Source organism: Streptomyces sp. NBC_01306, from assembly GCF_026340465.1.
Lineage (GTDB): Bacteria > Actinomycetota > Actinomycetes > Streptomycetales > Streptomycetaceae > Streptomyces.
The window spans coordinates 2,747,838-2,774,263 of record NZ_JAPEPC010000001.1; the positions used below are offsets into that span (position 1 = coordinate 2,747,838).

Here is a 26,426-nt window from a genome sequence, read left to right on the forward strand (position 1 = left end):
GTCCTGCGCCGTTCAGTCCTGCGCCGTTCAGTCCTGCGTTGTTCCGTCGCGCGTCTCATCGTTCCGTCCCCCGTCGCGCTGGTCACTCGCCGTACCGCCGGTCGCTGCCTCTCACTCCTGCCACGATAGGGTCCCGCACCGACATCCCCGGACACAGCGGCGCATCCCGGGGTGCGCCCGCGACGGTACGCGCCCCCGGCTCACGCCGGGACAAGCCGGGGCACGCCGGGAAACCCCAGGTCAGCGGCGTACGAAAGCCGTCGGGCGGACCGGGGACACCCGGCCCGCCCGACGGCGGAGATCGTTACCGCGGAATTCGTACGACTGAGTTCGTACCGCTGAGATCCTTTGGAGAAGCCCGGCTACCGGGCGAAGACCCCCGCCTGGCCCGCCAGGTCCAGGAAGTACTGCGGGGCGAGCCCCAGCACCAGCGTGACCGCGACACCCACGGCGATCGTCGTCATCGTCAGCGGCGACGGGACGGCGACCGTCGGGCCGTCCGCCTTCGGCTCGCTGAAGAACATCAGCACGATGACCCGGATGTAGAAGAACGCGGCGATGGCGGACGAGATCACACCGACCACGACCAGACCGCCGGCCCCGCCGTCGGCCGCCGCCTTGAACACGGCGAACTTCCCGCTGAACCCGCTGGTCAGCGGGATGCCCGCGAAGGCCAGCAGGAAGACGGCGAAGACCGCGGCCACCAGCGGTGAACGCCGCCCGAGCCCCGCCCACTTGGAGAGGTGCGTGGCCTCGCCGCCCGCGTCCCGTACCAGCGTGACCACGGCGAAGGCACCGATCGTCACGAACGAGTACGTCACCAGGTAGAAGAGGACCGAGCTGACGCCCTCCGGTGTGGTGGCGATGACACCGGCCAGGATGAACCCGGCGTGCGCGATGGACGAGTAGGCCAGCATCCGCTTGATGTCGGTCTGCGTGATCGCGACGACCGCGCCGCCCAGCATCGTGATGATCGCGATGGCCCACATCACGGGCCGCCAGTCCCAGCGCATCCCCGGCAGCACCACGTACAGCAGCCGCAGCAGCGCGCCGAACGCGGCGACCTTGGTGGCCGCCGCCATGAAGCCGGTGACCGGGGTGGGCGCCCCCTGGTAGACGTCCGGGGTCCACATGTGGAACGGCACGGCGCCGACCTTGAAGAGCAGCCCGAGCAGGATCATCGCGCCGCCGATGAGCAGCAGTGCGTCGTTGCCCATCGTGTTGGCGAGCGCCGGGTCGACGTTCTGCACGGTGCCGTTGACGACGTCGGCGATCCGGGCGTACGAGACGGAGCCCGCGTACCCGTAGAGCAGGGCGATCCCGAAGAGCAGGAACGCCGAGGAGAACGCCCCGAGCAGGAAGTACTTCACGGCCGCTTCCTGCGACATCAGCCTCTTGCGGCGGGCGACGGCGCAGAGCAGGTAGAGCGGCAGCGAGAAGACCTCCAGCGCCACGAAGAGCGTCAGCAGATCGTTGGCCGCGGGGAAGACGAGCATCCCGCCGATGGCGAACAGCGCGAGCGGGAAGACCTCGGTGGTGGTGAACCCGGCCTTGACCGCTTCCTGTTCGCTGTCGCTGCCCGGTACGGCGGCGGCCTGCGCGGCGAAGGAGTCCGTACGGTTGCCGTGCACCTCCGGGTCGAGCCTGCGCTCGGCGAAGGTGAAGACCGCCACCAGCGAGGCCAGCAGGATGGTGCCCTGCAGGAAGAGCGCGGGCCCGTCGACCGCGACCGCGCCCATCGCCGCGATGTGCGCCTTGGTCGAGCCGTAACCGCCGGCCGCCAGCGCGACGACCGCCGCGAAGGAGGCGACGACCGCCACGACACTGAGGAACACCTGGGCGTGGTAGCGGACCCTGCGCGGCACGAAGGCCTCGACGAGGACGCCCAGCATCGCCGCACCGAGAATGATCAGCACGGGTGAGAGCTGCGCGTACTCGATGTGCGGGGTCGGGATCTTGCCGATGGGGCCCGCCGCCCCCGTTGTCCACAGGCTGTGGACAGCTGTTGCGCTCACTTCGCGGCCTCCACTGTGGGCTTGGGGTCCTTCTTCTGGACGTCGGACATGGTGTGCTTCACGGCCGGGTTGACGATCTCCGTCAGCGGCTTCGGATAGACGCCGAGGAAGACCAGCAGCGCGATCAGCGGCAGCACGACGACCAGTTCACGGACCTTGAGGTCCGCCATGCCCTGCACCGTCGCCCTGACCGGGCCGGTCATGGTGCGCTGGTAGAGGACCAGGACGTAGAGCGCGGCCAGCACGATGCCGACCGTCGCGATGATCCCGGCGGCCGGGTACGCGCTGAACGTGCCGACCAGGACCAGGAATTCACTGACGAACGGCGACAGGCCGGGCAGCGACAGGGTGGCGAGACCGCCGATCAGGAAGGTCCCGGCCAGCACTGGGGCCACCTTCTGCACACCGCCGTAGTCGGCGATGAGCCGCGAGCCGCGCCGCGAGATCAGGAACCCGGCCACCAGCATCAGGGCGGCCGTCGAGATCCCGTGGTTGACCATGTAGAGCGTCGCGCCCGACTGGCCCTGGGTGGTCATCGCGAAGATGCCCAGGATGATGAAGCCGAAGTGCGAGACCGACGCGTAGGCGATCAGCCGCTTGATGTCGCGCTGGCCGACCGCGACGAGCGCGCCGTAGACGATGCTGATCAGCGCGAGCACCAGGATCACCGGGGTGGCCCACTTGCTCGCCTCCGGGAAGAGCTGGAGGCAGAAGCGCAGCATCGCGAACGTGCCGACCTTGTCGACCACGGCGGTGATCAGCACGGCGACCGGGGCGGTCGCCTCACCCATGGCGTTCGGCAGCCAGGTGTGCAGCGGCCAGAGCGGCGCCTTCACCGCGAAGGCGAAGAAGAAGCCGAGGAAGAGCCAGCGCTCGGTGCTGGTCGCCATGTGCAGCGAGCCGTTGGCCCGCGCGGCGACGATCTCCTGGAGGGAGAAGTTCCCCGCGACGACGTAGAGGCCGATGACTGCGGCCAGCATGAGCAGGCCGCCGACCAGGTTGTAGAGGAGGAACTTGACTGCCGCGTACGAGCGTTGGGTCGCCGCCGCCTCGTCGCCCCCGGCGTGCGCCCGGTCCCCGAAGCCGCCGATGAGGAAGTACATCGGGATGAGCATGGCTTCGAAGAGGATGTAGAAGAGGAACACGTCGGTGGCCTCGAAGGAGAGGATCACCATCGCCTCGACGGCCAGGATCAGGGCGAAGAAGCCCTGGGTGGGCCGCCAGCGCGAGCTGTGCGTCTCCAGGGGGTCGGCGTCGTGCCAGCCGGCCAGGATGACGAACGGGATGAGCAGGGCGGTCAGGGCGATCATCGCGAGCCCGATGCCGTCCACCCCCAGCTCGTACCGCACGCCGAAGTCCTTGATCCAGGCGTGCGATTCGGTGAGCTGGTAGCGGGCGCCGCCGGGGTCGAACCGGACGAGCTGGACGGCGCCCAGGGCGAGCGTGCCGAGCGAGAAGAGCAGCGCGAGCCACTTCGCCGCGGTGCGCCGCGCGGCCGGGACCGCGGCGGTGGCGACCGCACCGACCGCCGGGAGCGCCGCGGTCACCGTCAGGAGAGGAAAGGACATGGTGATCAGACCGCCCTCATCAGCAGGGTCGCGGCGACGAGGATCACTGCGCCGCCGAACATCGAGGCCGCGTAGCTGCGGGCGTAGCCGTTCTGCAGTTTGCGCAGCCGTCCCGAGAGCCCGCCGACCGAGGCGGCCGTGCCGTTGACGACGCCGTCCACCAGGGAGTGGTCGAGGTAGACCAGCGACCGGGTGAGGTGCTCGCCGCCGCGGACCAGGACCACGTGGTTGAAGTCGTCCTGGAGCAGGTCGCGCCGGGCGGCGCGGGTGAGCAGCGAACCCTTGGGGGCCACCGCGGGCACGGGCTTGCGTCCGTAGACGAGCCAGGCGATGGCGACGCCGATCACCAGGACCACCATCGTCCCGGCGGTGACGGCGCCCGCGCTGACCGGCGAATTGCCCTCGGAGTGGCCGGTGATGGGCTCCAGCCAGTGCAGGAAGCGGTTACCGATGCCGAAGAACGCACCGGCGAAGACCGAGCCGAAGGCCAGGATGATCATGGGGATGGTCATCGTCCTGGGCGACTCGTGCGGGTGCGGCTCGTGGCCGTCCGCGTCCGGCACCCAGCGCTTCTCGCCGAAGAACGTCATCAGCATGACCCGGGTCATGTAGAAGGCCGTGATGCCGGCGCCCAGCAGGGCCGCGCCGCCGAGGATCCAGCCCTCGGTGCCGCCCTTCGCGAAGGCCGCCTCGATGATCTTGTCCTTGGAGAAGAAGCCGGAGAGGCCGGGGAAGCCGATGATCGCCAGATAGCCGAGGCCGAAGGTCACGAACGTCACCGGCATGTACTTCCGCAGGCCGCCGTACTTTCGCATGTCCACCTCGTCGTTCATGCCGTGCATGACCGATCCGGCGCCGAGGAAGAGCCCGGCCTTGAAGAAGCCGTGTGTGACGAGGTGCATGATCGCGAAGGCGTACCCGATCGGGCCGAGTCCCGCCGCCATGATCATGTAGCCGATCTGCGACATGGTCGAGCCCGCGAGGGCCTTCTTGATGTCGTCCTTCGCACAACCGACGATCGCCCCGAAGAGCAGTGTCACCGCGCCGACCACCACGACGGCCAGCTGCGCGGTGGGAGCGGCGTTGAAGATCGCGCCGGAGCGGGTGATGAGGTAGACGCCCGCGGTCACCATCGTCGCCGCGTGGATCAGGGCCGAGACCGGGGTCGGGCCCTCCATCGCGTCACCGAGCCAGGACTGGAGCGGCACCTGCGCCGACTTGCCGCACGCGGCGAGCAGGAGCATCAGGCCGATGGCGGTGAGCTTGCCCTGCGAGGCGCTCCCCACGGAGTGCAGGACCGGGCCGAAGGCGAAGGTCCCGAAGGTGGTGAACATCAGCATGATCGCGATCGACAGGCCCATGTCGCCGACGCGGTTGACGATGAAGGCCTTCTTGGCCGCCGTCGCCGCGGACGGCTTGTGCTGCCAGAAGCCGATCAGGAGGTACGAGGCGAGGCCGACGCCCTCCCAGCCGACGTACAGCAGCAGGTAGTTGTCGGCGAGGACCAGCAGCAGCATCGCCGCGAGGAAGAGGTTCAGATAGCCGAAGAAGCGGCGGCGCCGTTCGTCGTGCTCCATGTAGCCGATCGAGTAGATGTGGATCAGCGTGCCCACACCGGAGATCAGCAGGACGAACGTCATCGACAGCTGGTCGAGCTGGAAAGCGGCGTCGGCCTTGAAGCCGGCCACCGGGATCCAGCTGAACAGGTACTGGTGCAGGGTGCGGTGGTCCGCGCTCTTGCCCAGCATGTTCACGAAGAGGACGGCCGCCAGCACGAAGGACGCGGCGGCGAACAGCGTGCCGAGCCAGTGGCCGGCACGGTCGAACCGCCGCCCACCGCAGAGCAGTACCGCCGCTCCGAGCAAAGGCGCTGCGATCAGCAGCGCAATCAGGTTCTCCACTGTTCAGCGACCCCTTACAGCTTCATCAGGCTGGCGTCGTCGACCGAGGCCGAGTGGCGGGAACGGAAGAGCGACACGATGATCGCGAGCCCGACCACGACCTCCGCGGCGGCAACGACCATCGTGAAGAAGGCGATGATCTGGCCGTCCAGGTTTCCGTGCATACGGGAGAAGGCGACGAACGCGAGGTTGCAGGCGTTGAGCATCAGCTCCACGCACATGAAGACCACGATGGCGTTCCGCCTGATCAGCACCCCGACCGCGCCGATGGTGAACAACAGCGAGGCGAGATACAGATAGTTGACCGGATTCACTTCGCCTCCTCCTCTTCCCGGTCGAGCCGGTCGGAGCGGTCGGACCGAGTGCTCCCGGGCCGGTCGCTCTCACCGGCGATCCCGGCGTCGTGGCCGTGTCCCGACGTACGGCCCAGCCGCTCCTCGGAGCGCTGCTCCAGCGCCCTGAGGTCCGCCAGGGCCTGGCTCGACACATCGCGGATCTGGCCGCGCTGACGCAGCGTCTGCATGACGGTGAGCTCCGCCGGGGTGCCGTCCGGGAGCAGTCCGGCGACATCCACGGCGTTGTGCCGGGCGTAGACACCGGGGGCGGGCAGCGGCGGGACCTGCTTGCTGCGTACGCGGTCCTCGGACATCTGCCGCTGGGTCCTGGCCTGTTCGGTGCGCTCCCGGTGGGTGAGCACCATCGCGCCGACGGCCGCGGTGATGAGCAGCGCGCCGGTGATCTCGAAGGCGAAGACGTACTTGGTGAAGATGAGGGCGGCGAGGCCCTGCACATTGCCGTGGGCGTTGGCCTGGCCCAGACCCGTGAAGCTCTTGAGCGAGGCGTTGGCGATACCGGCGATCAGCAGGATGCCGAAGCCGAGCCCGCAGAGCACGGCCAGCCAGCGCTGCCCCTTGATGGTCTCCGTGAGCGAGTCGGCCGCGGTGACGCCGACCAGCATGACCACGAAGAGGAAGAGCATCATGATCGCGCCGGTGTAGACGACGATCTGGACGATGCCCAGGAAGTAGGCGCCGTTGGCGAGGTAGAACACCGCCAGGATGATCATGGTCCCGGCGAGGCTCAGCGCGCTGTGCACGGCCCGGCGCATCAGTACGGTGGAGAGCGCGCCGATCACGGCGACCGTGCCCAGCACCCAGAACTGGAAGGCCTCACCGGTGGAGGTCAGGTAGTTCACGCCTGCGCCTCCTCGTTCGGCGCCCCGGCCCCGGCCGGCGGCTCGGCCGTCTCACCCTTGGAGAACGCGGTCTGGCGGACCGTGCCGGGGGCGGCTTCGGTCACCAGGCCCCGGTAGTAGTCCTGTTCGTCGGTACCCGGGAAGATCGAGTGCGGCGAGTCGACCATGCCCTCGTCCAGGCCGGCGAGCAACTGCTCCTTGGTGTAGATCAGGTTGGCGCGGCTGCTGTCGGCGAGCTCGAAGTCGTTCGTCATCGTGAGCGCCCGGGTGGGGCAGGCCTCGATGCAGAGTCCGCACAGGATGCAGCGGGCGTAGTTGATCTGGTAGACGCGGCCGTACCGCTCGCCCGGGGAGTAGCGCTCCTCCTCGGTGTTGTCCGCGCCCTCCACATAGATCGCGTCCGCCGGGCAGGCCCAGGCGCACAGCTCGCACCCGATGCACTTCTCCAGTCCGTCCGGATGCCGGTTGAGCTGGTGCCGCCCGTGGAAGCGCGGCGCCGTCGTCTTCTCCTGCTCCGGGTACTGCTCGGTGAGCCGCTTCTTGAACATGGCCTTGAAGGTCACGCCGAAGCCGGCCACCGGGTTCTGCCACGGTGTCTTCGGGGTCTCGGGTGTCCCGGGGGTCTCGTCCCCGGAAGACCCGGAGGACCCGGAAGCCCCTGTAGAGCGGTCAGGCATCGTCAGCCTCCTTTCCATCACTCACAGTGTCCACGCCACCACTGACAATCAGCTCCCGCTCCGTGCGCGAGGGCCGCCGGGGTACGGGTGGAAGGGTCTGTCCCGGCAACGGTGGTACGGGGAAGCCGCCCGCCATCGGGTCGAAGGCCGGCCCGGGGCCCGCGGCTTCCTCGGCGGCCCGCTCCTGCTTCTCCTGCTTGTCGCGGAAGATGTCGTAGACGAAGGAGAGCAGCAGGATCGCCACGACGGCCCCGGCTCCGTAGAGCACGATCCGGGAGTAGTCGTAGTTGTCGTTGCGCAGCGCCCGCACGGTCGCCACCAGCATCAGCCAGACCACGGAGACCGGGATGAGGACCTTCCAGCCGAGCTTCATCAACTGGTCGTAGCGCACGCGGGGAAGCGTGCCGCGCAGCCAGATGAAGAAGAAGAGGAGGAGCTGGACCTTGATGACGAACCAGAGCATCGGCCACCAGCCGTGGTTCGCGCCCTCCCAGAAGGTGGAGATCGGCCACGGGGCCCGCCAGCCGCCCAGGAAGAGCGTCGCGGAGACCGCCGAAACGGTGACCATGTTGACGTACTCGGCCAGCATGAACATCGCGAATTTGATGGACGAGTACTCGGTGTTGAAGCCGCCGACCAGGTCGCCTTCGGACTCCGGCATGTCGAACGGGGCGCGGTTGGTCTCACCGATCATGGTGACGATGTAGATGATGAAGGAGACCGGCAGCAGCACGATGAACCAGCGGTCCTTCTGCGCGTCCACGATCGCCGAGGTCGACATCGACCCCGAGTAGAGGAAGACGGAGGCGAAGGCGGCGCCCATCGCGATCTCGTAGCTGATCATCTGCGCGCAGGAGCGGAGTCCGCCGAGCAGCGGGTACGTCGACCCGGACGACCAGCCGGCCAGGACGATGCCGTAGATGCCGACCGATGCGACCGCGAGGATGTAGAGCATCGCGATCGGCAGGTCGGTGAGCTGCATCGTCGTACGGTGGCCGAAGATCGACACCTCGTTGCCGGAGGGGCCGAAGGGGATCACCGCGATCGCCATGAAGGCGGGTACCGCGGCGACGATCGGCGCCAGCACGTAGACCAGCTTGTCCGCCCGCTTGACGACCAGGTCTTCCTTCAGCATCAGCTTGATGCCGTCGGCGAGCGACTGGAGCATTCCCCAGGGGCCGTGCCGGTTGGGGCCGATGCGCAGCTGCATCCAGGCGACGACCTTGCGCTCCCACACGATGGAGAAGAGCACGGTGATCATCAGGAACGCGAAGCAGAAGACGGCCTTGATGACAACCAGCCACCAGGGGTCCCGTCCGAACATCGACAGGTCCTCGGTCGCTGCGAGGTAGTAGTTCGTCACGCCTCCACCTCCGTCGTGGCCGCGGGTGCGGCGGGTGCGGCCGGCGCGGCGGAGATCCGCACCGGTTCGCCGGGGCGGGCGCCGGTGTCGCGCAGGACGCCGCCGCCCGTCGAGTTCATCGGGAGCCAGACCACCCGGTCGGGCATCTCGGTGACCTGGAGCGGCAGCCGTACGTCGCCCGCGGGGCCGGTGACGGCGAGGACGTCGCCGTCCTTGACGCCCGTCTCCTCGGCGGTCGTCGCCGACAGCCGGGCGACCGCCGCGTGCCGGGTGCCGGCCAGCGCGTCGTCGCCCTGCTGGAGCAGGCCCAGGTCGAGCAGCAGCCGGTGGCCCGCGAGTACGGCCTCGCCCTCGGAGGGGCGGGGCAGTGGAGCGACCGTGCCGGCCGGGTCGCTCGCGTGCTGCCCGGTCCACGCGCCCAGCCGGTCCAGCTCGTTGCGTACGGAGGTGATGTCCGGCAGCGCGAAGTGGACGTCGAGCGCGTCGGCGAGCATGTGCAGCACCCGTGAGTCGGCCGGGGCCAGGGTGCGCGTCATCTGCTCGGGCTTGAGCGATGCCTCGAAGAGCCGTGCCCTGCCTTCCCAGCTGAGGAAGGTGCCCGCCTTCTCGGCGGCGGCGGCCACCGGAAGGACCACGTCGGCCCGGTCGGTGACCGCGCCGGGCCGCAGTTCGAGCGAGACCAGGAAGCCGACCTTGTCGAGGGCCTCCTCGGCCCGCGCCGGGTCGGGGAGGTCCGCGGTCTCGACACCCGCGACGAGCAGTGCGCCCAGTTCGCCGGTCGCGGCTGCTTCGAGGATCTGTCCGGTGTCCCGGCCGAAGCGGTGCGGGAGTTCGCGTACGCCCCAGACCGCGGCCACTTCCTCGCGGGCCCGCGGATCGGTGGCGGGGCGGCCGCCGGGCAGCAGCGCGGGGATCGCGCCCGCCTCGACCGCGCCCCGCTCCCCGGCCCTGCGGGGCACCCAGACCAGGGCGGCGCCGGTGGCGGTCGCGGTGCGTACGGCCGCGGTGAGCGCGCCGGGTACGGCGGCGAGCCGTTCGCCGACGACAATCACCGCGCCTTCCGTACGGAGGGCTTCGGCGGCCTGCTGCCCTTCGGGGTCCAGGCCGACCCCGCCCGCGATGGCGTCCAGCCACTCGGTCTCGGTGCCGGGTGCGGCGGGCAGCAGCGTGCCGCCCGCCTTCGCCAGGCCGCGGGTGGCGTGGGTGGCGAGGGAGAAGGTCCGCTGCCCGTGCGTGCGGTGCGCCTTGCGCAGCCGCAGGAAGATGCCGGGGGCCTCCTCCTCGGACTCGAATCCGGCGAGCAGGACGGCCGGGGCCTGTTCCAGCGAGGTGTTGGTGACTCCCGTGCCGTCGAGGTCCTTGCCGCGGCCCGCGACCCGGGCGGCCAGGAAGTCGGCCTCCTCGGCCGAGTGCACCCGGGCGCGGAAGTCGACGTCGTTGGTGTCGAGGGCGATGCGCGCGAACTTGGCGTACGCGTAGGCGTCTTCGACGGTGAGGCGGCCGCCGGTCAGCACACCGGCCCGGCCGCGCGCCGCCGCGAGACCGTTCGCGGCCCGCTCCAGCGCCTCCGGCCAGCTGGCCGGTTCCAGGACGCCGTCCTCGTTCCGTACGAGCGGGGTGGTGAGCCGGTCCGGGCGCTGGGCGTAGCGGAACCCGAAGCGGCCCTTGTCGCAGAGCCACTCCTCGTTGACCTCGGGGTCGTTGTCGGCGAGCCGCCGCATGACCTTGCCGCGCCGGTGGTCGGTGCGGGTCGCGCAGCCCCCCGCGCAGTGTTCGCACACCGAGGGCGACGACACCAGGTCGAAGGGGCGGGAGCGGAACCGGTAGGCCGCCGAGGTCAGCGCGCCGACCGGGCAGATCTGGATGGTGTTGCCGGAGAAGTACGACTCGAACGGGTCGCCCTCGCCGATGCCGACCTGCTGGAGCGCGCCGCGCTCGATCAGGTCGATCATCGGGTCGCCGGCGATCTGGTTGGAGAACCGGGTGCAGCGGGCGCAGAGCACGCACCGCTCGCGGTCGAGCAGCACCTGGGTCGAGATCGGTACGGGCTTCTCGAAGGTCCGCTTCTTGCCGTCGAACCGGGAGTCGGGGTTGCCGTGCGACACCGCCTGGTTCTGCAGGGGGCACTCGCCGCCCTTGTCGCAGACCGGGCAGTCCAGCGGGTGGTTGATGAGGAGCAGTTCCATCACACCGTGCTGGGCCTTCTCGGCGACCGGCGAGGTGAGGTGCGACTTGACGACCATGCCGTCGGTGCAGGTGATGGTGCAGGACGCCATCGGCTTGCGCTGGCCCTCGACTTCGACGATGCACTGGCGGCAGGCGCCCGCGGGGTCGAGGAGAGGGTGGTCGCAGAAGCGCGGGATCTCGATGCCGAGCTGTTCGGCGGCGCGGATGACCAGGGTCCCCTTCGGGACCGAGATCGCGATGCCGTCGATGGTCAGCGACACCAGGTCCTCGGGCGGCACTGCTGCCTCACCGCCCCCGGAGGGAGCGCTGTTAGTCGTCACTGTCATGCGTTCACCTCCGAGATGTGGCGGGGCTCGTCGGCCCAGACGGTCGACAGGTCCGGGTCGAGCGGGCAGCCCTTGCCGGTGATGTGCTGCTCGTACTCCTCACGGAAGTACTTGAGCGAGGAGAAGATCGGCGACGCGGCGCCGTCGCCGAGCGCGCAGAACGACTTGCCGTTGACGTTGTCGGCGATGTCGTTGATCTTGTCGAGGTCCGACATCTGGCCCTTTCCGGCTTCGATGTCGCGGAGCAACTGGACGAGCCAGTACGTCCCTTCGCGGCAGGGCGTGCACTTGCCGCAGGACTCGTGCGCGTAGAACTCGGTCCAGCGGGTGACGGCCCGCACCACACAGGTCGTCTCGTCGAAGCACTGGAGCGCCTTGGTGCCGAGCATCGATCCTGCGGCGCCCACGCCCTCGTAGTCCAGCGGGACGTCGAGGTGCTCGTCGGTGAACATCGGGGTCGAAGAGCCGCCCGGCGTCCAGAACTTGAGCCGGTGGCCGTGCCGCATCCCGCCGCTCATGTCGAGCAGCTGGCGCAGGGTGATGCCGAGCGGGGCCTCGTACTGGCCGGGGCTGGTGACGTGCCCGCTGAGCGAATACAGCGTGAATCCGGCGGACTTCTCGGTGCCCATCGATTTGAACCAGTCCTTGCCCCGGTTCAGGATCGCGGGAACCGACGCGATGGATTCCACGTTGTTCACCACAGTGGGACATGCGTAGAGCCCGGCGACAGCAGGGAAAGGAGGCCGGAGCCTGGGCTGGCCGCGGCGGCCCTCCAGGGAGTCGAGGAGTGCGGTCTCCTCACCACAGATGTACGCGCCCGCCCCCGCGTGCACGGTGACGTCCAGGTCGAGTCCGCTGCCCAGGATGTCCTTGCCGAGGTACCCCGCCTCGTACGCCTCGCGTACGGCTTCGTGCATTCGCCGCAGTACGGGGACGACTTCACCCCGGAGATAGATGAAGGCATGAGAAGACCTGATCGCGTAACAGGCGATCACGATCCCCTCGATGAGGGAATGCGGGTTGGCGAAGAGGAGCGGGATGTCCTTGCAGGTCCCGGGCTCCGATTCGTCGGCGTTGACAACTAGATAGTGCGGCTTTCCGTCGCCCTGCGGGATGAACTGCCACTTCATCCCGGTGGGGAAGCCCGCGCCGCCTCGGCCGCGCAGACCCGAGTCCTTGACGTAGGCGATGAGGTCGTCGGGCGCCATGGCGAGGGCCTTCTTCAAACCCTCGTACCCGTCGTGCCGTTTGTACGTCTCCAGGGTCCAGGAATCCGGCTGGTCCCAGAAGGCGGAGAGGACCGGGGTGAGCAGCTTCTCGGGGCTGGACTCTCCGTCGCCCTCGCCGTTCCCGCTGCCGTTGAGCTCGGTTGCCACGCTCATCACTCCCCCTCCTCTGATACGGGGCCTGCCGGGTGCTCCGGGTCTGACGCCGAGGTCTGCTGCGGTGCGTCGTGCGAGCTGAGGTGCTCGGAGCCCGGCTGGGCAGGAGCCTTCGGGGATCCGCCGCGCGGAGACACCACACGCGGCTGCGGCGCCTCACCCTTCGCAAGCCGCAGGCCCACCAGGGACGCGTGCCCCGCGCCGCCGGTCGACTCGACCGCTCCGTCCCGCTCGTCGGGGAAGCCGGCCAGGATCCGGGAGGTCTCCTGGAAGGTGCAGAGCGGCGCGCCCCGGGTCGGGGTGACCTGCTGTCCGTCCCGGAGGTCGTCGACGAGCCGTTTCGCGGACTCGACGGTCTGGTTGTCGAAGAACTCCCAGTTGACCATCAGGACGGGTGCGAAGTCGCAGGCCGCGTTGCACTCGATGTGCTCCAGCGTGACCTTGCCGTCCCCGGTGGTCTCGCCGTCGCCGACGTCGAGGTGCTCCCGCAGCGCGGAGTAGATGGCGTCGCCGCCCATCACCGCGCAGAGGGTGTTGGTGCAGACACCCACCTGGTAGTCGCCGCTCGGCTTGCGCCGGTACATCGAGTAGAAGGTGGAGACCGCGGTGACCTCGGCGGTGGTCAGCTCCAGCGCCTCCGCGCAGAACCGGACGCCGGTCCGGGTGACGTACCCCTCCTCGGCCTGCACCAGGTGCAGCAGCGGGAGCAGCGCCGACCTGCTGTCCGGGTAGCGGGCGATGATCTCCTTGGCGTCCGCGTCGAGCCTGGCGCGTACGTCGGCCGGGTAATCGGGGGCGGGGAGCTGGGGCATGCCCAGGCTCGTCGGGGCGGCCGATGCCGCCGGAGCCGCCGAATGAGCTTCCGTCATCGGTCGACGCCTCCCATCACGGGGTCGATGGACGCGACGGCGACGATGACGTCGGCGACCTGGCCGCCCTCGCACATCGCCGCCATCGCCTGGAGATTGGTGAAGGACGGGTCGCGGAAGTGGACGCGGTAGGGGCGGGTGCCGCCGTCCGAGACCATGTGGACGCCCAGTTCGCCCTTGGGTGACTCGACAGCGGTGTACGCCTGTCCGGCCGGGACCCGGAACCCCTCGGTCACCAGCTTGAAGTGGTGGATCAGGGCTTCCATGGAGGTGCCCATGATGTTCTTGATGTGGTCCAGCGAGTTGCCGAGTCCGTCCGGGCCGAGCGCGAGCTGCGCGGGCCAGGCGATCTTCTTGTCGGCGACCATCACGGGGCCCGGCTCCAGCCGGTCCAGGCACTGCTCGACGATCCGCAGCGACTGGCGCATCTCTTCGAGGCGGACCAGGAAGCGGCCGTACGAGTCGCAGGTGTCGGCGGTCGGCACGTCGAACTCGTAGTTCTCGTAACCGCAGTACGGGTCGGTCTTGCGCAGGTCGTGCGGGAGGCCCGCGGAGCGCAGGATCGGCCCGGTCGCACCGAGCGCCATGCAGCCGGCCAGGTCGAGATAGCCGACGTTCTGCATACGCGCCTTGAAGATCGGGTTGCCGGTGGCGAGCTTGTCGTACTCCGGCAGGTTCTTGCGCATCGCCTTGAGGAACTCGCGCAGTTGGTCCATGGCGCCGGGCGGCAGGTCCTGGGCCAGTCCGCCGGGCCGGATGAACGCGTGGTTCATCCGCAGTCCGGTGATCAGCTCGAAAATGTCGAGGACGAGTTCACGGTCCCGGAAGCCGTAGATCATGATCGTCGTCGCGCCCAGCTCCATGCCGCCGGTGGCGATGGCCACCAGGTGCGAGGAGAGCCGGTTGAGCTCCATCAGCAGGACGCGGATCACCGAGGCGCGGTCGGGGATCTGCTCCTCGATGCCGAGCAGCTTCTCGACGCCCAGGCAGTACGCCGTCTCGTTGAAGAACGGCGTCAGGTAGTCCATGCGCGTGACGAAGGTGGTGCCCTGGACCCAGGTCCGGTATTCGAGGTTCTTCTCGATGCCGGTGTGCAGATAGCCGATGCCGCAGCGGGCCTCGGTGACGGTCTCGCCGTCGATCTCCAGGATGAGCCGGAGCACACCGTGGGTGGACGGGTGCTGCGGTCCCATGTTGACGACGATGCGCTCGTCGTCGGCCTTGGCCGCGGACTGGACGACCTCGTCCCAGTCGCCGCCGGTGACTGTATATACAGTCCCCTCTGTCGTCTCGCGGGCCGAGGCGGCCGAGGCGCGGGGAGCTTCGCTGGAAGTGGTCATCAGGTGTACGACCTCCGCTGGTCCGGGGCAGGGATCTGGGCGCCCTTGTACTCGATGGCGATCCCGCCCAGGGGGTAGTCCTTGCGCTGCGGGAAGCCCTGCCAGTCGTCCGGCATCATGATCCGGGTGAGGGCGGGGTGGCCGTCGAAGATGAGGCCGAAGAAGTCGTAGACCTCGCGCTCGTGCCAGTCGTTCGTCGGGTAGACGGCGACCAGCGACGGGATGTGCGGGTCCGCGTCGGGCGTGCCGACGTCCAGCCGGATCAGCCGGCCGTGGGTGATCGAGCGCAGGTGGTAGACCGCGTGGAGTTCGCGGCCCTTGTCGCCGGGGTAGTGCACGGCGCTGACGCCGGTGCAGAGTTCGAAGCGCAGGGCCGGGTCGTCGCGCAGTGTCGTCGCCACGGTCAGCAGGTGCTCGCGGTCGATGTGGAAGGTGAGTTCGTCCCGGTCGACGACCGTCTTCTCGATGGCGTTCTCCGGGACGAGCCCCTGCTCCTCCAGTGCGCCCTCCAGCTCGTCGGCGACCTCGTCGAACCAGCCGCCGTAGGGGCGGTTCGCGGCTCCGGGCAGGGCCACGGTCCGTACGAGACCGCCGTATCCGCTGGTGTCCCCGCCGTTGCGGGCGCCGAACATCCCCTTGCGTACGCCGATGACCTCACCGGCTTCGCTGCGCTGGGCGGGCGCCGCGCCGTTCTTGTCGCGCTGCTCTTCGTCGCCGCTCACCGCAGCAGCCCCTTCATCTCGATCGTCGGGAGCGCCTTGAGGGCCGCCTCCTCCGCCTCGCGGGCCGCTTCCGCCTGATTGACCCCGAGCTTGGAGCTCTGGATCTTCTGGTGGAGCTTGAGGATCGAGTCCATCAGCATCTCGGGACGCGGCGGGCAACCGGGCAAATAGATATCAACCGGGACGATATGATCTACACCCTGAACAATTGCGTAATTATTGAACATACCGCCTGAAGACGCACAAACCCCCATGGAAATGACCCACTTGGGGTTGGGCATCTGGTCATAGACCTGCCGCAGGACGGGCGCCATCTTCTGGCTCACCCGCCCTGCCACGATCATCAGGTCCGCCTGTCGCGGCGAACCGCGGAAGACCTCCATGCCGAACCGCGCGAGGTCGTAGCGGCCGGCACCCGTCGTCATCATCTCGATGGCGCAACAGGCGAGGCCGAACGTGGCCGGGAAGACGGAGGACTTCCGCACCCAGCCGGCGGCCTGTTCGACGGTGGTCAGCAGAAATCCGCTCGGCAGCTTCTCTTCGAGTCCCATGGTGTGCTCCTCAGCCCCTCAGTCCCATTCCAGACCGCCGCGCCGCCACACATACGCGTAGGCGACGAAGACGGTGAGCACGAAGAGCAGCATCTCGACGAGCCCGAAAAGCCCCAGGGAGTCGAAGGTGACCGCCCAGGGGTAGAGGAAGACGATCTCGATGTCGAAGACGATGAACAGCATCGCCGTCAGGTAGTACTTGATGGGGAAACGGCCGCCTCCGGCCGGCGTGGGTGTCGGTTCGATACCGCACTCGTAGGCCTCTAGCTTCGCCCGGTTGTAGCGCTTGGGACCGATAAGCGTGGCCATGACCACGGAGAAGATCGCAAACCCTGCCCCGAGGGCGCCGAGCACGAGGATGGGCGCGTAGGCATTCACGCTCCTCGCTCCTTCCAGTCGTCCTTGACCGTTGGACCGCATCGGGCCGGCTCGTCCGCCTCGCTCCCCCGCCGTCCTGACGAAGATCGCGAATATGTGAAGCAGGTCACAAGCCCGACTGCCCCGCATCCTATGCCCGCCGGTCTGTGATCTGCGACACGGGGTGCGACAACGCCTTTGTGATCTCCACCACCTGACGAAGGATCATCAAGTCGGATGACCGGTGATCTTCATACGTGAAGCGCCCGAGTGGTCACGAGACGTGACATCTCACTGCGTCAGCGCTGGTCGAGAGCGTGCGCCACTATCAAGTAGTGGCTCTTACATGCAAATTGGCGATGGACGCGGATGGGTGCTATCGACCCCTCGGCTCTCCAGGGGGAGGCATCCGGCGGCCGCGAAACGGTGCGTGCACACGTTCACGAGCGACCCCGGGGGCGCTCCGGAAGTGCCCCCGAAAGGGGGGCGTCCACGACTCCGGTCGCGGACGCAGCGCCGCCCCCCTCCGGTTCACAGCGGTCATGTGACCTGCCTCACGCAGGATGGGTGCCGAAGAAACAGGGCTTGGCCAACCTCGTGAACGGATGGTAGGCGTCGGGCAATTCGGGCGTATTGCAGAAAGCCCATGATCACGCCCTTGATCGCCCACGCCCGTATTGCCCGTTTCGGCGTCAATAAAGGCCGCAGGCAACCGGAATGAACTGTTCCAGTCGTAACTGTGGCGCAACACACGTTTGTTGAAGCCACCCCGGAATGCCTGATAGCGGTAGTGCTCATGTCCCACACCGCTCACATACCCAGCCACCGGAAGCCCCGTCGGAGCAGCGCCGCCAGGACCGCGCTCCGTGCCGGAGTTGCCGGTGGCGTTCTCAGCACCATCGCAGTGGCGGGTGCAGCTGGTTCGGCGAACGCGGCCGAGCCGGTGAACGAGAGCACCATCCAGATGCCCACCCTCAGCGCGGCCCAGGTCGCCGACGTCACGGAGCAGGTCGCATCCGACCTGCAGCAGCAGGCCCAGCAGGACACCGCGGCCCAGGACGCCGCCAAGGCCGCCAAGAAGGCCCACACCGAGGCCGTGCACAAGGCGGAGGCCAAGAAGAAGGCCGAAGCGAAGGCCAAGGCCGAGGCCAAGGCGAAGGCTGAGGCCGCCGCACGCGCCTCGCGCTCGTCCGCCCGTACGGCGCTGCACGCCGTCACCACGGCCGCGAGCACGTCCTCCAGCTCCTCGATCGGCTCCGGCTCCGTCGCGTCCATCGTGAGCTTCGTGAAGTCCCACATCGGCGACGCATACGTCATGGGTGGCACCGGCTCCAGCTCCTGGGACTGCTCGGGTCTGGTCCAGGCCGCGTACAAGAACGTCGGTGTCGACCTCCCCCGCGTCTCGCAGGGCCAGTCGACCGCGGGCACCCAGGTCTCGCTGAGCAACCTGCAGCCCGGCGACATCCTCTACTGGGGCAGCTCCGGCAGCGCGTACCACGTGGCCATCTACGTGGGCGGCGGCCAGTTCGTCGGCGCGCAGAACCCGAGCACCGGTGTGGTCGAGCGCCCCCTGAGCTACGACCAGCCGACCGGCGCGGTCCGCGTCCTCTGAGTCCGGGTCTGAGTCTGAAGTCTGTGGTCTGAGCCTCCGGGCATCTGAGCACCGTTTGCCTCTGGCCGAAGGGCCGTCACTTCCCCCGCTCGGGAGTGGCGGCCCTTCGGCGTATCCAGGAGTCGCCCGCCCCCGGCATCCGTTTCTCCCGCTGACAGGGAAACCACCGTGGCCTCCGCCCGTATCCGGCGCCTACCGTCGCGGCCGGCCCATCCGTCCGCCGAGAGGAGCCAGCGATGCCGTCACCGTCCGCCGCCCTGCCGAGCCCGAGCCTTGCCGAGCGTGTTGCCCGGTTGGAGGCGCGGCAGGAGATCGAGGAGCTGAAGTACCGCTACCTGCACGCCTGTGACCACAAGGACCCCGAGGAGTTCCGCGCCTGTTTCATCCGCGAGGGCGCCGACATCGACTACGGGGAACTGGGCGCCTTCGCCACCGTCGATGACCTCGTCACCCTCTTCAGCCGGATCGCGCTCGCCCGCGGCGGCGAGGGCGGACACATCGTCCTGGACATGCACCACGGCCTGCACCCGCAGATCACCTTCCACTCACCCACCGAGGCAAGTGGCCGCTGGACGCTGCGCTTCCGGCAGGTCAACATCGCCGAGGAGACCGAGCGGGTGATGTGCGGTGAGTACGACGACCGGTACGTCGTCGAGGACGGCGCATGGCGCCTGGCCCAACACCACTTCCGCACGCTGTGGTCACTGACCCGCCCACTGCCCCAGGGGTACGCCGTCGACGAGGGAGGGTTTCAGTGACCGAAGCGACCGAAGCGACTGAAGTGACCGAAATGACTGAAGTGACCGAGGGGACCGACAAGTCCGCCAAGACCGCGGCGCGCGTCGCGCTGGTCACCGGCACCGGCAAGGGCGTCGGCCGGGGCATCGCCGCCGCGCTCGGCGCGCAGGGCTGGACCGTCTACGTCACCGGCCGGGGCGAGCCGGGCCCGGACAGCCCGCAGGCGGAGACCGCCCGCCGGGTGGCGGAGGCCGGCGGCGAGGGCGTCGGCCTGCGCTGCGACCACCGCGACGACTCACAGATCGAGGCACTGATCGCGCGGATCACGGCCGCGCGAGGCCGACTTGACCTGCTGGTCAACAACGTGTGGGCGGCACCCGACGGCATGGCCGGGTTCGACGAGCCGTTCTGGACCCGGCCCGTCTCCGACTGGGAACCGCTGGTCGGCATCGGGCTGCGCGCCCACTACGTCGCCTCGGTGCACGCGGCCCGTCACATGGTGGCCCGCGGCAGCGGTCTGATCGTCAACATCTCCTCGTTCGGCGCCCGGGCCCCGCTGCACTCGGTGCTCTACGGCATCTCCAAGGCAGGTCTGGACAAGATGGCCGCCGACATGGCGCACGAGCTGCGCGCGGCGGGGGTGTCGGCGCTCTCCCTCTGGCCCGGCCTGGTGCGTACGGACGGACTGGTCGAGGCAGGCGTGAAGGAGGTGGCCGGGTTCCAGTTGGCGGACGCCGAGTCACCTGAGCTCGTCGGCTCCGTCATCGCCCGCCTCGCGGACGACACCCGGCTGCCGGAGCGCAGCGGGCACACCTATGTCGTTGCCGAACTCGCCGAGGAGTACGGAGTGACCGAACCCGACGGCCGACGCGCCGCGTCGCACCGCGCGGCCTTCGGCGGCGGCCCGCTGTACTGACGGCCCCGGTCGGCCCGCTGTGGAGCACCGGCATGAGCAGTGCGTTGACGGTTGACGCCGGAGGCTCAGGTGGCAGCGGGCCGTCGGGCGCCGGGCGCTGAGTGCCCCAGTGCAGGTCAACGTGGATCAGCTGGGTCTCCACGGTGCGATTCGGACAGGGCGGCACGAAGGGCAGCCGGAGAGGCCGCCCGGGGCAACGGCCGTGCCCCGTAGTCTGGTGACACCGGGTCATGATGCTGACTAGTGTTCGACACAATGAGCATCTGGACTTCTCTGGAGCCGGCGTCCACCACAGTGGACCCCGGCAGTACGGCCACCGTGCGGCTACGGCTGCGCAACACGGGCGACGTCGTCGACGAGTACCGGTGCGTACCCGTCGGTGACCTCGCCCCGTACGTGACCGTCGAACCACCGACCATCCGACTCTTCCCCGGCACCACCGGCACCGTGGACCTCACGTTCGCCCCGCCGCGCACCCCCGACGCCATCGCCGGACCCAACCCGTACGGCGTCCAGGTCATCCCCACCGAACACCCCGAGGCGACCACCGTCCCCGAGGGCAACGTCACCATCACCCCGTTCTCCGAAGTCCGCGCAGAACTCGTACCCCACACCGTCAAGGGACGCTTCCGCGGACGCCCCAAGCTCGCGATCGACAACCTCGGCAACACCAAGCTCACCGCATCGATCAACGGCAGCGAGAACGGCGACCAGCTCTCGTACGAGATCCTCCCGGCCAACGTCCAGATCGAACCCGGCCGCGCCGCCTTCGTACGCGCCACCCTCCGCCCCCGCCAGATCATCTGGTTCGGCCGCAAACAGGACCGCCCGTACAAACTCGCCATCCAGCGCTCCGGCACCAAACCCCTCGACGTCGACGGCACCTACGTCCAACGCGGAGTACTCCCCCGCTGGCTCGCCACCGTCTTCGCCATCTTCATGGCCATCGCCATCGTCTTCATCATGGCCTGGTTCACCCACAAACCCACCGTCGCCACCCGCGCCACCGCCAAGGTCGCACAAGCCGGCGACATCCCCGCCCCCACCCCCACACAGAGCCTCCCGACGCCCGCCGCGAGCGTCCCGCCGCCCACGCCGTCAGCTCCGAACCCGAACACCGGCGACAGCGGTGGCGGCGACAGCGGAGGTGGCGGTGGAGGCGGCGGAGGCGCTCCCAAGAAGAAGCCCGACCCGGCGAACGCCAAGCACGTGCTGATCAAGAACTCGGTCACCCACCTGTGCGCCGAACTCCCCGGCAGGGACAACGGCCAGATCGGCGGCCCGGTCCAGGAGAACGACTGCAACCCCACGGACCAGGACAACCAGATCTGGGACCTTGAGGTCCAGCACCCGCACGGCGGCCCGAACAACAACAGCCTCTTCCAGATCCGCAACATCAAGGACAGGCTCTGCATGGACCTGCCGGAGGGGGGCAGTCAGCCGATCGGGGCCGTGGTGTCCGAGTTCACCTGCGCCGGCACCAATCCCGACAACCAGCTGTGGTGGCTCGCCAAGCAGGACGACGGCCACTACTGGTTCCGCAACCAAGCGAGCAACGGACTCTGCCTGAACGTCGATGGGTACAGCCCGCCCGGTAAGCCGGTCACCACCAAGAACCGGCTCACGCTTCAGAAGTGCGCCAACAATGACGACCGGGAGTGGGACATCATCAAGGTCCCCAAGGACATGTAGTCCCGGTCCAGGACCCGGCGTTGACACGGTGTGGGCCGGCCTGGCCTGATTTCGCGGCCGGCCGGCCACCCGAGGCCGTACTGGCCGGGCGCCTCAGCGGGCAGGCCCGCTGTTCGCATCGGACTGCGTGAGGATGCGCCGAAGCCAGTGGGTACGGGCGTCTCGGGCGTCCTGGCTGAGAGTTGCCTGTGGCGCGATGCTGTCGAAGCCGTGGAAAGCTCCGGGCCATACGTGCAGTTCGGCTTGGCCACCGGCCTGCCAGATCGCCTGGGCGTAGGCCACGTTCTCGTCCCGGAGGGTCTCGGCCGACCCGACATCGATATACGCCGGGGGCAGCTTCGACAGATCCTCGGCACGCCCGGGAGCCGCGTAGGGCGACAGGTCCGATGCCCCGTACCGTGCGCCCAGCAGCGCCTGCCACCCGGTGGCGTTGGAGGTTCGGTCCCAGGTGTCGATTCCGGCCATCTGGTGGCTGGAGAGGGTGTTGTTACGGTCGTCGAGCATCGGGCACAGGAGCAGTTGCCCGATCGGCGCGGGCCCGCGCCGGTCACGGGTGAGCAGGGCGAGGGCAGCGGCGAGTCCGCCGCCGGCACTCTTTCCACCGACAATGATGCGATCCGTGTCGATGCCCAGCCGGTCCGCGTGCGCGGCCACCCAGACGAGTCCGGCGTAACAGTCCTCCACCGGCCCCGGGTACTGCGTCTGCGGTGCCAGCCGGTACTCGACAGAGATGACGGCCAACTTCAGTCCGAGAGCCCAGTCGCTGAGCAGCTTCGGAAGCACGGACCACGCGTTACCCATGATCATTCCGCCGCCGTGCATGTAGTACAGCAACGGCAGCGGCCCGGCGATCCCGGCGGGCCGTGCGCTCACGAGCGTGACGCCCTGACCGTCCGACGCTCCCGGCACACACAGCTCATCCACCTCGAACCGGCCGTCGGCCCGGAGGTCTCGGACCGTCGGCCTCGGCCGGGCGGCAGCATCCCGCCGCTGCCGGGCCGCAAGGTTCTCCGGGGTGAGCGGCTCCCTCGCCCCGTCCCCCGAAGCCGCCAGCACCAGGCCCAGTTCGGGGTCGAAAGGGGGCGCAGCCCCAGCCGTCGGGACGGGGCCGCCTCGCTCGGTGGGATGGCCTGTCATGAGTGCAGGAACCCTCGCGCGAAGTCCATGTGGCCCAGTCAATCACTCGCGGGGAGGAAGCGTGAACGCATAGGCGCGCTGCGCTGCGCATCCCTGGCAGATACCGGCGAACCGGGAGAGGAGGTGATCGTCTGCCGGGGTAAGGATGTTGCGCCAGAAGCAGCGGAACTCCCCACATGCGCAGGACCGTTGACTGACATCGGTGAACGCGCTGGTGTTGGAGTCGCGGCCGCCCTCGGCCGGCGGCTGTGGCCAGGCGTCGCTCCGGTCGGCAGCAGGCAGCCCGTACTGCTTCCGCTTCCACGACACCGCATCGGAGGTGAGGAAACCCCGCCCGGCGCATTCCACACACTTGCCGGGCCCCGCGTTGTTTCCGGCACACGAGCATCGCCCGTAGCCGCCGCTGCCGCCGCTGTAGGCCCTGCCTTCGCAGAGCAGGCACACCCCCCAGCCGTGACAGTCGTCGCACAACACACCACTGGCCGTGGTGAGGGTGAAGAGCGGCTGGCCCAACTGCCGTTCGGTGTATACGACCGGTGTCCAGCCGGTGAGCGACAGGATTCCGGGCCCGTTGCCCTCGTAGACCTTGACCTCGAACTCTTCGCGCCGGACCGTCGCCCAGTTCTCCCCGGGGTGGCCGGAAGACCGTCGGTGCACGTTCCAGCCGGCCACGGTGAAGGCGTTCAGGACGTCGTCGAAACCGGCAGACGAGGGCGGATCGCCCCCGCTGACGCAGACGAGGAACAGGAAGCGGTGACCGACCGGTGCGGGGTCGCGCAGCCGTACCAGGTCGGTCCACTCACGGACCACCACGGGTCGGCGGTCCGGGTGCAGCGCGGAAGCGATCTCCAGCAGCTGCCCTCTGAGCCACACCGCACTGGCCGGGACGGCAAGCGCGCCCCCGTGCCCCGGTTCATCGGTCGTACCGGCCGTATCGGTCATTGTGGGTATCGTCCCTCTCCCCCGTCCTGGTGGATGTGCATGTCGCCGTTGGTGACGGCATAGACAGTGCCGTGGCCCTTCGCCGTGTTGGTCTGGGTCGACGTCGCAGGGTCCGGTTCAGGCACGGGTGGGGTCGCGGGGGCGGGTTGGTGCACTTCGACGTGGTTGTCGTGGCCGACGACGACGGGGCCGGACACGTCGCCGCCGATCCGGACGGTGAACTCGTCGCCCGACGACGAGGGTGACAGTGACGGTGACACGATGATGGCTCCTACGAGTAGCAGAGATCGGTCACCGCGGATGCGTCGTCGCCGGTGGCGTCCACATACTGGTCGATGGCCGCCAGGTCATCGCGGGTGATCGCGCTCGCGAGAGATGCGTGATCCGACGACTCCTTCTGGATCGCCGACTTGATCGATGGGTCGGTCGCGGCCCCGGCCGCCGCCGCCAGGTCCTCTGAGAGCTGCTGCTCGTTCGCGGCCCACGCTTGATCAGCGGCGGGGTTCGTGATCGGTGCCGTTGCCCCGGCCTCATCGGACTTCTGCTTCGCGTCGGACTGCTCTTCACACCCCGCCGGATCCTCAAGAGGATCGTCGGTGGGCGTCGAGGTATCTGTCAGCTCCGACGGGAGGGAGAACGACGGGGTCGGCAGCGCCTCGTTGCGCGCGTCACTCGATCGCGACTGTCCGCTGTGGGAACTGGACGAGCTGATGGCGTAGCCCACGCCCGCGACCAGCGCACAGGCGATGACCAGGGAGACGAGGGTCACGGCCAAGGTGCTCACGCCCGCACTCGCCGCTCCCACCGCCGTCGCCGTTGTCGCTGCCGTCGTTGCCGTCGTTGCTGTCGTTGTCGTCGCGGCACCGGACGACGCTGTCGTGGCGCCACCCCAAGAACCGCCACCGGCACCCGCCGAGTGCGCGGCCGCACCGGATGCCCCGCCGTGGCCCGTGAGACCCGAGGCGCTACCGCCACCGTGGCCCGTGAGACCCGAAGCACCACCGCCACCGTGCCCCGAAGCTACAGACGCACCGCCACCGCCGTGCCCCGAGGCCGATGCACCGGCGCTTCCATGGCCCGGGGCCCCGCCCCAGGAGCCTGCCCCTCCGGAGCCCACCGACGGCTGGGCCAGGGCGCCATGACCGGCGGAAGCACCTGAGTGGGCCGACCCGAAGCCGTGCTGACCCATGTAGTGATGGACGTCGAACGAAGGTTGCCCACCGCTCGCATGGGCTCCCGCCCCTCCGACTGCACCGCTCGCATGGGCTCCCGCCCCTCCGGCTGCACCGCTCGCGTGGGCCCCCGCCCCTCCGCCGGCACCGGTCGCCGACCCGGCGGCCAGTTCATGCCCGAGCCACGCCGCGTGAGCCAGCAGCGCCGCGTACACGACCCGCTTGCCGATCAGCAGGGCCCGGACGGCCTCCTCGTGAAGGAAGTACGCCTCGGCCTGACGGTCGTCCGCGGCCCGCGACGCGACCCAGCCACGGCCGAGCAGCCGCCCCCACACACCGAACCGGAGCGAACGGGCCAGCCCGGGCGACGTGGCCCGTGCGAGCCGCACCGCCAGATCCGGGTGGCCCGAGGACTCGGCCACCTCGGCCACCTTCTCCAGCACGCTGCCGTGGGCAGCCAGCTCCTGCGGCGTGGTTTCCCGGAGCGCCGCCCACCGAGTGAAGTGGTCGCACAGCCGCTCGGCCGGGAACGGCGCGGGGAACCGCGCTCGCACCACCGGCACCGTGTCGGCAACGGACGCGTAGCCGTACTCGCCGAGACACGCCAGCCCCAGGCGCACCAGCCGGTCGCACACCGCGCCGGGCTCCGCCACCTCCGTCAGCGCCCCCACATGTACGGCCGCCACCTCCGCCCCGTCGAAAGTGGCGAGCAGGTGCAGCACCCCCATCACCGACTCGTCGTCGGCCAGTTGGGCGAGCAACGCCGGGAGCAGGTCCGCGACTTCGCCGACGCGCGGGAGCCTGCCCTCGCCCTCCGGGCCGGAGCGCGCCACGGCAGCCGCCCGCAGCAGTGGCAGCGGCAGACCACCGGCGGCCCGGCACAGAGCGGCGGCGGCCTCGTGGTCCGCGTCCGCCAGCGGACCGCCCAACTCCCGTTCCAGAAGCTCACGTCCGGCGGTTTCCGAAAGACCGCACAGCTCCAGTGCCGTGCCGCCGCTCCACAGCGTCCGCTCGGCACTGGCGAAGACGAACGTTGCCTGCGGGGCCATGTCCATCAACTCAAGCAGCTGGTCGGACGTCAGGTCGGCGTCATCCACGTACACCGTCACCCGCATACCGGTCATCAACCGTCGCAGTTCCGCCCGGTTCGGCGCATACCCGGGGGCCTCGTAGCAGGCCTCGAACACGTCCTGGGCGAGATCCTCGATGTCGCGATCGGCCCCGCCCAGGAACACCGTCCCGTCCGGCCCGGGGGGCAGCAACCGCGCGGCGTGCCGCAACAGCGTGGTCTTGCCGACCCCCGGCAGCCCCCACAGCTGCACCGGTCCTCCGGCTCGGACCGCCGCCGCCAGCGCCTGCGCCGCCTCCTCCCGGCCCACCGGCTCCGGCAGACTCCGGGGCAGAACCTCGGCCCGCTCCCGGCGCTGAGGGCGGGGCCGTTCGGGGCCGACCAGCACGGTGACCTGTGAGCCCTGTTGCGCGTCGACGACCACATTGTGGTTGCCCGCGATCACGGAGCCGGTGACGCTGCCACCGACGTCGATCCGGTGCGTCGCGCCCGGCCCGTCGGGTGTCCGCGTGTTGTCATCCGTGTCTGGCATCGCTCCCCCTGTGCCGCCCGGTCATCCACTGCCGTCGTCCCTGTCGCGAGACATCAGGCCTCATCCCCGTCTCCCCGTTCAGGAGGTCTCCCCGTTCAGGAGGCGGTCCGCCCGCTGTCACGCTAATGGCCCGCTGCCGCCCGAATACCGTCCTACGACGGTT

General features: G+C 69.2%; 22 protein-coding genes. 4 read left to right on the top strand and 18 right to left on the bottom strand.

The features are described from left to right. Positions 1–362: 362 nt before the first annotated feature. Genes nuoN through OG385_RS11955 form a run of 14 tightly spaced genes read right to left on the bottom strand, consistent with a single transcriptional unit; the run spans position 363 to position 16,474 of the window. Positions 363–2,015 (bottom strand): NADH-quinone oxidoreductase subunit NuoN, encoded by a 1,653-nt coding sequence (nuoN, locus tag OG385_RS11890; protein ID WP_266854373.1) that lies wholly within the window; start codon positions 2,013–2,015, stop codon positions 363–365. Beyond that, positions 2,012–3,583 (bottom strand): NADH-quinone oxidoreductase subunit M, encoded by a 1,572-nt coding sequence (locus tag OG385_RS11895; RefSeq protein ID WP_266854375.1) that lies wholly within the window; start codon positions 3,581–3,583, stop codon positions 2,012–2,014. The genes nuoN and OG385_RS11895 overlap by 4 nt, the downstream gene beginning before the upstream one ends. Before the next feature lie 5 nt (positions 3,584–3,588). Continuing rightward, positions 3,589–5,484: an NADH-quinone oxidoreductase subunit L gene (gene nuoL, locus OG385_RS11900; RefSeq protein WP_266854377.1), complete on the bottom strand. Its 1,896-nt coding sequence runs from the start codon at positions 5,482–5,484 to the stop codon at positions 3,589–3,591. Between the two features lie 14 nt (positions 5,485–5,498). Further along, entirely contained in the window at positions 5,499–5,798 is a 300-nt protein-coding gene (nuoK, locus tag OG385_RS11905; protein ID WP_266854378.1) for an NADH-quinone oxidoreductase subunit NuoK, read from the bottom strand. Beyond that, on the bottom strand, positions 5,795–6,679 hold the full coding sequence (locus OG385_RS11910; RefSeq protein WP_266854380.1) for an NADH-quinone oxidoreductase subunit J: 885 nt from the start codon (positions 6,677–6,679) through the stop codon (positions 5,795–5,797). Before OG385_RS11910 ends, nuoK begins: the two co-directional genes overlap by 4 nt. Next, entirely contained in the window at positions 6,676–7,356 is a 681-nt protein-coding gene (gene nuoI / locus OG385_RS11915) for an NADH-quinone oxidoreductase subunit NuoI (RefSeq protein ID WP_266854382.1), read from the bottom strand. Before nuoI ends, OG385_RS11910 begins: the two co-directional genes overlap by 4 nt. Beyond that, the gene (gene nuoH, locus OG385_RS11920; RefSeq protein ID WP_266860784.1) at positions 7,349–8,680 is read right to left on the bottom strand and encodes an NADH-quinone oxidoreductase subunit NuoH; all 1,332 of its coding nucleotides are present in this window, start codon (positions 8,678–8,680) and stop codon (positions 7,349–7,351) included. The genes nuoI and nuoH overlap by 8 nt, the downstream gene beginning before the upstream one ends. Before the next feature lie 35 nt (positions 8,681–8,715). Beyond that, positions 8,716–11,232 (bottom strand): NADH-quinone oxidoreductase subunit G, encoded by a 2,517-nt coding sequence (locus OG385_RS11925; protein WP_266854384.1) that lies wholly within the window; start codon positions 11,230–11,232, stop codon positions 8,716–8,718. Next, the gene (gene nuoF, locus OG385_RS11930) at positions 11,229–12,614 is read right to left on the bottom strand and encodes an NADH-quinone oxidoreductase subunit NuoF (RefSeq protein WP_266854386.1); all 1,386 of its coding nucleotides are present in this window, start codon (positions 12,612–12,614) and stop codon (positions 11,229–11,231) included. Before nuoF ends, OG385_RS11925 begins: the two co-directional genes overlap by 4 nt. Next, positions 12,614–13,426 (bottom strand): NADH-quinone oxidoreductase subunit NuoE, encoded by an 813-nt coding sequence (nuoE, locus tag OG385_RS11935; RefSeq protein WP_266860786.1) that lies wholly within the window; start codon positions 13,424–13,426, stop codon positions 12,614–12,616. The genes nuoF and nuoE overlap by 1 nt, the downstream gene beginning before the upstream one ends. Positions 13,427–13,479: 53 nt before the next feature. Further along, the gene (locus OG385_RS11940) at positions 13,480–14,823 is read right to left on the bottom strand and encodes an NADH-quinone oxidoreductase subunit D (RefSeq protein WP_266854388.1); all 1,344 of its coding nucleotides are present in this window, start codon (positions 14,821–14,823) and stop codon (positions 13,480–13,482) included. After that, positions 14,823–15,545: an NADH-quinone oxidoreductase subunit C gene (locus OG385_RS11945; protein WP_266854390.1), complete on the bottom strand. Its 723-nt coding sequence runs from the start codon at positions 15,543–15,545 to the stop codon at positions 14,823–14,825. Before OG385_RS11945 ends, OG385_RS11940 begins: the two co-directional genes overlap by 1 nt. Then, positions 15,542–16,096 (bottom strand): NADH-quinone oxidoreductase subunit B family protein, encoded by a 555-nt coding sequence (locus OG385_RS11950; RefSeq protein WP_266854392.1) that lies wholly within the window; start codon positions 16,094–16,096, stop codon positions 15,542–15,544. The genes OG385_RS11945 and OG385_RS11950 overlap by 4 nt, the downstream gene beginning before the upstream one ends. A gap of 18 nt (positions 16,097–16,114) precedes the next feature. After that, a complete protein-coding gene (locus tag OG385_RS11955) occupies positions 16,115–16,474 on the bottom strand; it encodes an NADH-quinone oxidoreductase subunit A (protein WP_250299117.1) in 360 nt (119 codons plus the stop codon). 775 nt (positions 16,475–17,249) lie between these two features. Here OG385_RS11955 and OG385_RS11960 point away from each other — a divergent pair. The 4 genes from OG385_RS11960 (at position 17,250) to OG385_RS11975 (ending at position 21,411) form a co-directional block, all read left to right on the top strand. Further along, positions 17,250–18,065 carry a C40 family peptidase gene (locus OG385_RS11960; RefSeq protein WP_266854394.1) on the top strand — a complete coding sequence of 272 codons (816 nt, stop codon included), beginning with the start codon at positions 17,250–17,252 and terminating at the stop codon, positions 18,063–18,065. 236 nt (positions 18,066–18,301) lie between these two features. Then, on the top strand, positions 18,302–18,823 hold the full coding sequence (locus OG385_RS11965; RefSeq protein ID WP_266854396.1) for a nuclear transport factor 2 family protein: 522 nt from the start codon (positions 18,302–18,304) through the stop codon (positions 18,821–18,823). Between the two features lie 32 nt (positions 18,824–18,855). Further along, positions 18,856–19,719, top strand: coding sequence for an SDR family NAD(P)-dependent oxidoreductase (locus OG385_RS11970; RefSeq protein WP_266854397.1), 864 nt, complete (start codon positions 18,856–18,858; stop codon positions 19,717–19,719). A gap of 255 nt (positions 19,720–19,974) precedes the next feature. Next, on the top strand, positions 19,975–21,411 hold the full coding sequence (locus tag OG385_RS11975) for an RICIN domain-containing protein (RefSeq protein WP_266854399.1): 1,437 nt from the start codon (positions 19,975–19,977) through the stop codon (positions 21,409–21,411). A 93-nt stretch (positions 21,412–21,504) separates the two neighbouring features. Here the strand turns inward: OG385_RS11975 and OG385_RS11980 are convergent, their stop codons facing one another. From OG385_RS11980 to OG385_RS11995, 4 genes are read right to left on the bottom strand one after another with little or no spacing between them, the layout of a single operon-like run. After that, positions 21,505–22,548: an alpha/beta hydrolase gene (locus OG385_RS11980; protein WP_266854401.1), complete on the bottom strand. Its 1,044-nt coding sequence runs from the start codon at positions 22,546–22,548 to the stop codon at positions 21,505–21,507. A gap of 42 nt (positions 22,549–22,590) precedes the next feature. Continuing rightward, complete coding sequence (locus OG385_RS11985) at positions 22,591–23,490, bottom strand: hypothetical protein (RefSeq protein WP_266854402.1); 900 nt, start codon at positions 23,488–23,490, stop codon at positions 22,591–22,593. Beyond that, on the bottom strand, positions 23,487–23,750 hold the full coding sequence (locus OG385_RS11990) for a hypothetical protein (protein WP_266854403.1): 264 nt from the start codon (positions 23,748–23,750) through the stop codon (positions 23,487–23,489). The genes OG385_RS11985 and OG385_RS11990 overlap by 4 nt, the downstream gene beginning before the upstream one ends. 11 nt (positions 23,751–23,761) lie before the next feature. Continuing rightward, on the bottom strand, positions 23,762–26,263 hold the full coding sequence (locus OG385_RS11995) for an ATP-binding protein (RefSeq protein WP_266854405.1): 2,502 nt from the start codon (positions 26,261–26,263) through the stop codon (positions 23,762–23,764). Positions 26,264–26,426 lie beyond the last annotated feature (163 nt).

What these genes read in the sequence shown, in the direction of transcription:
- OG385_RS11965 (WP_266854396.1), top strand. Translation starts at nt 18,302, where the DNA reads ATGCCGTCACCGTCCGCCGCCCTGCCGAGCCCGAGCCTTGCCGAGCGT.
- nuoE (WP_266860786.1), bottom strand. Translation starts at nt 13,426, where the DNA reads ATGCCCCAGCTCCCCGCCCCCGATTACCCGGCCGACGTACGCGCCAGG.
- OG385_RS11985 (WP_266854402.1), bottom strand. Translation starts at nt 23,490, where the DNA reads ATGACCGATACGGCCGGTACGACCGATGAACCGGGGCACGGGGGCGCG.
- OG385_RS11970 (WP_266854397.1), top strand. Translation starts at nt 18,856, where the DNA reads ATGACTGAAGTGACCGAGGGGACCGACAAGTCCGCCAAGACCGCGGCG.
- OG385_RS11995 (WP_266854405.1), bottom strand. Translation starts at nt 26,263, where the DNA reads ATGCCAGACACGGATGACAACACGCGGACACCCGACGGGCCGGGCGCG.
- nuoF (WP_266854386.1), bottom strand. Translation starts at nt 12,614, where the DNA reads ATGAGCGTGGCAACCGAGCTCAACGGCAGCGGGAACGGCGAGGGCGAC.
- OG385_RS11895 (WP_266854375.1), bottom strand. Translation starts at nt 3,583, where the DNA reads ATGTCCTTTCCTCTCCTGACGGTGACCGCGGCGCTCCCGGCGGTCGGT.
- nuoH (WP_266860784.1), bottom strand. Translation starts at nt 8,680, where the DNA reads ATGTTCGGACGGGACCCCTGGTGGCTGGTTGTCATCAAGGCCGTCTTC.
- OG385_RS11975 (WP_266854399.1), top strand. Translation starts at nt 19,975, where the DNA reads ATGAGCATCTGGACTTCTCTGGAGCCGGCGTCCACCACAGTGGACCCC.
- OG385_RS11980 (WP_266854401.1), bottom strand. Translation starts at nt 22,548, where the DNA reads ATGACAGGCCATCCCACCGAGCGAGGCGGCCCCGTCCCGACGGCTGGG.
- OG385_RS11925 (WP_266854384.1), bottom strand. Translation starts at nt 11,232, where the DNA reads ATGACAGTGACGACTAACAGCGCTCCCTCCGGGGGCGGTGAGGCAGCA.
- OG385_RS11950 (WP_266854392.1), bottom strand. Translation starts at nt 16,096, where the DNA reads ATGGGACTCGAAGAGAAGCTGCCGAGCGGATTTCTGCTGACCACCGTC.
- OG385_RS11960 (WP_266854394.1), top strand. Translation starts at nt 17,250, where the DNA reads ATGTCCCACACCGCTCACATACCCAGCCACCGGAAGCCCCGTCGGAGC.
- OG385_RS11940 (WP_266854388.1), bottom strand. Translation starts at nt 14,823, where the DNA reads ATGACCACTTCCAGCGAAGCTCCCCGCGCCTCGGCCGCCTCGGCCCGC.
- nuoI (WP_266854382.1), bottom strand. Translation starts at nt 7,356, where the DNA reads ATGCCTGACCGCTCTACAGGGGCTTCCGGGTCCTCCGGGTCTTCCGGG.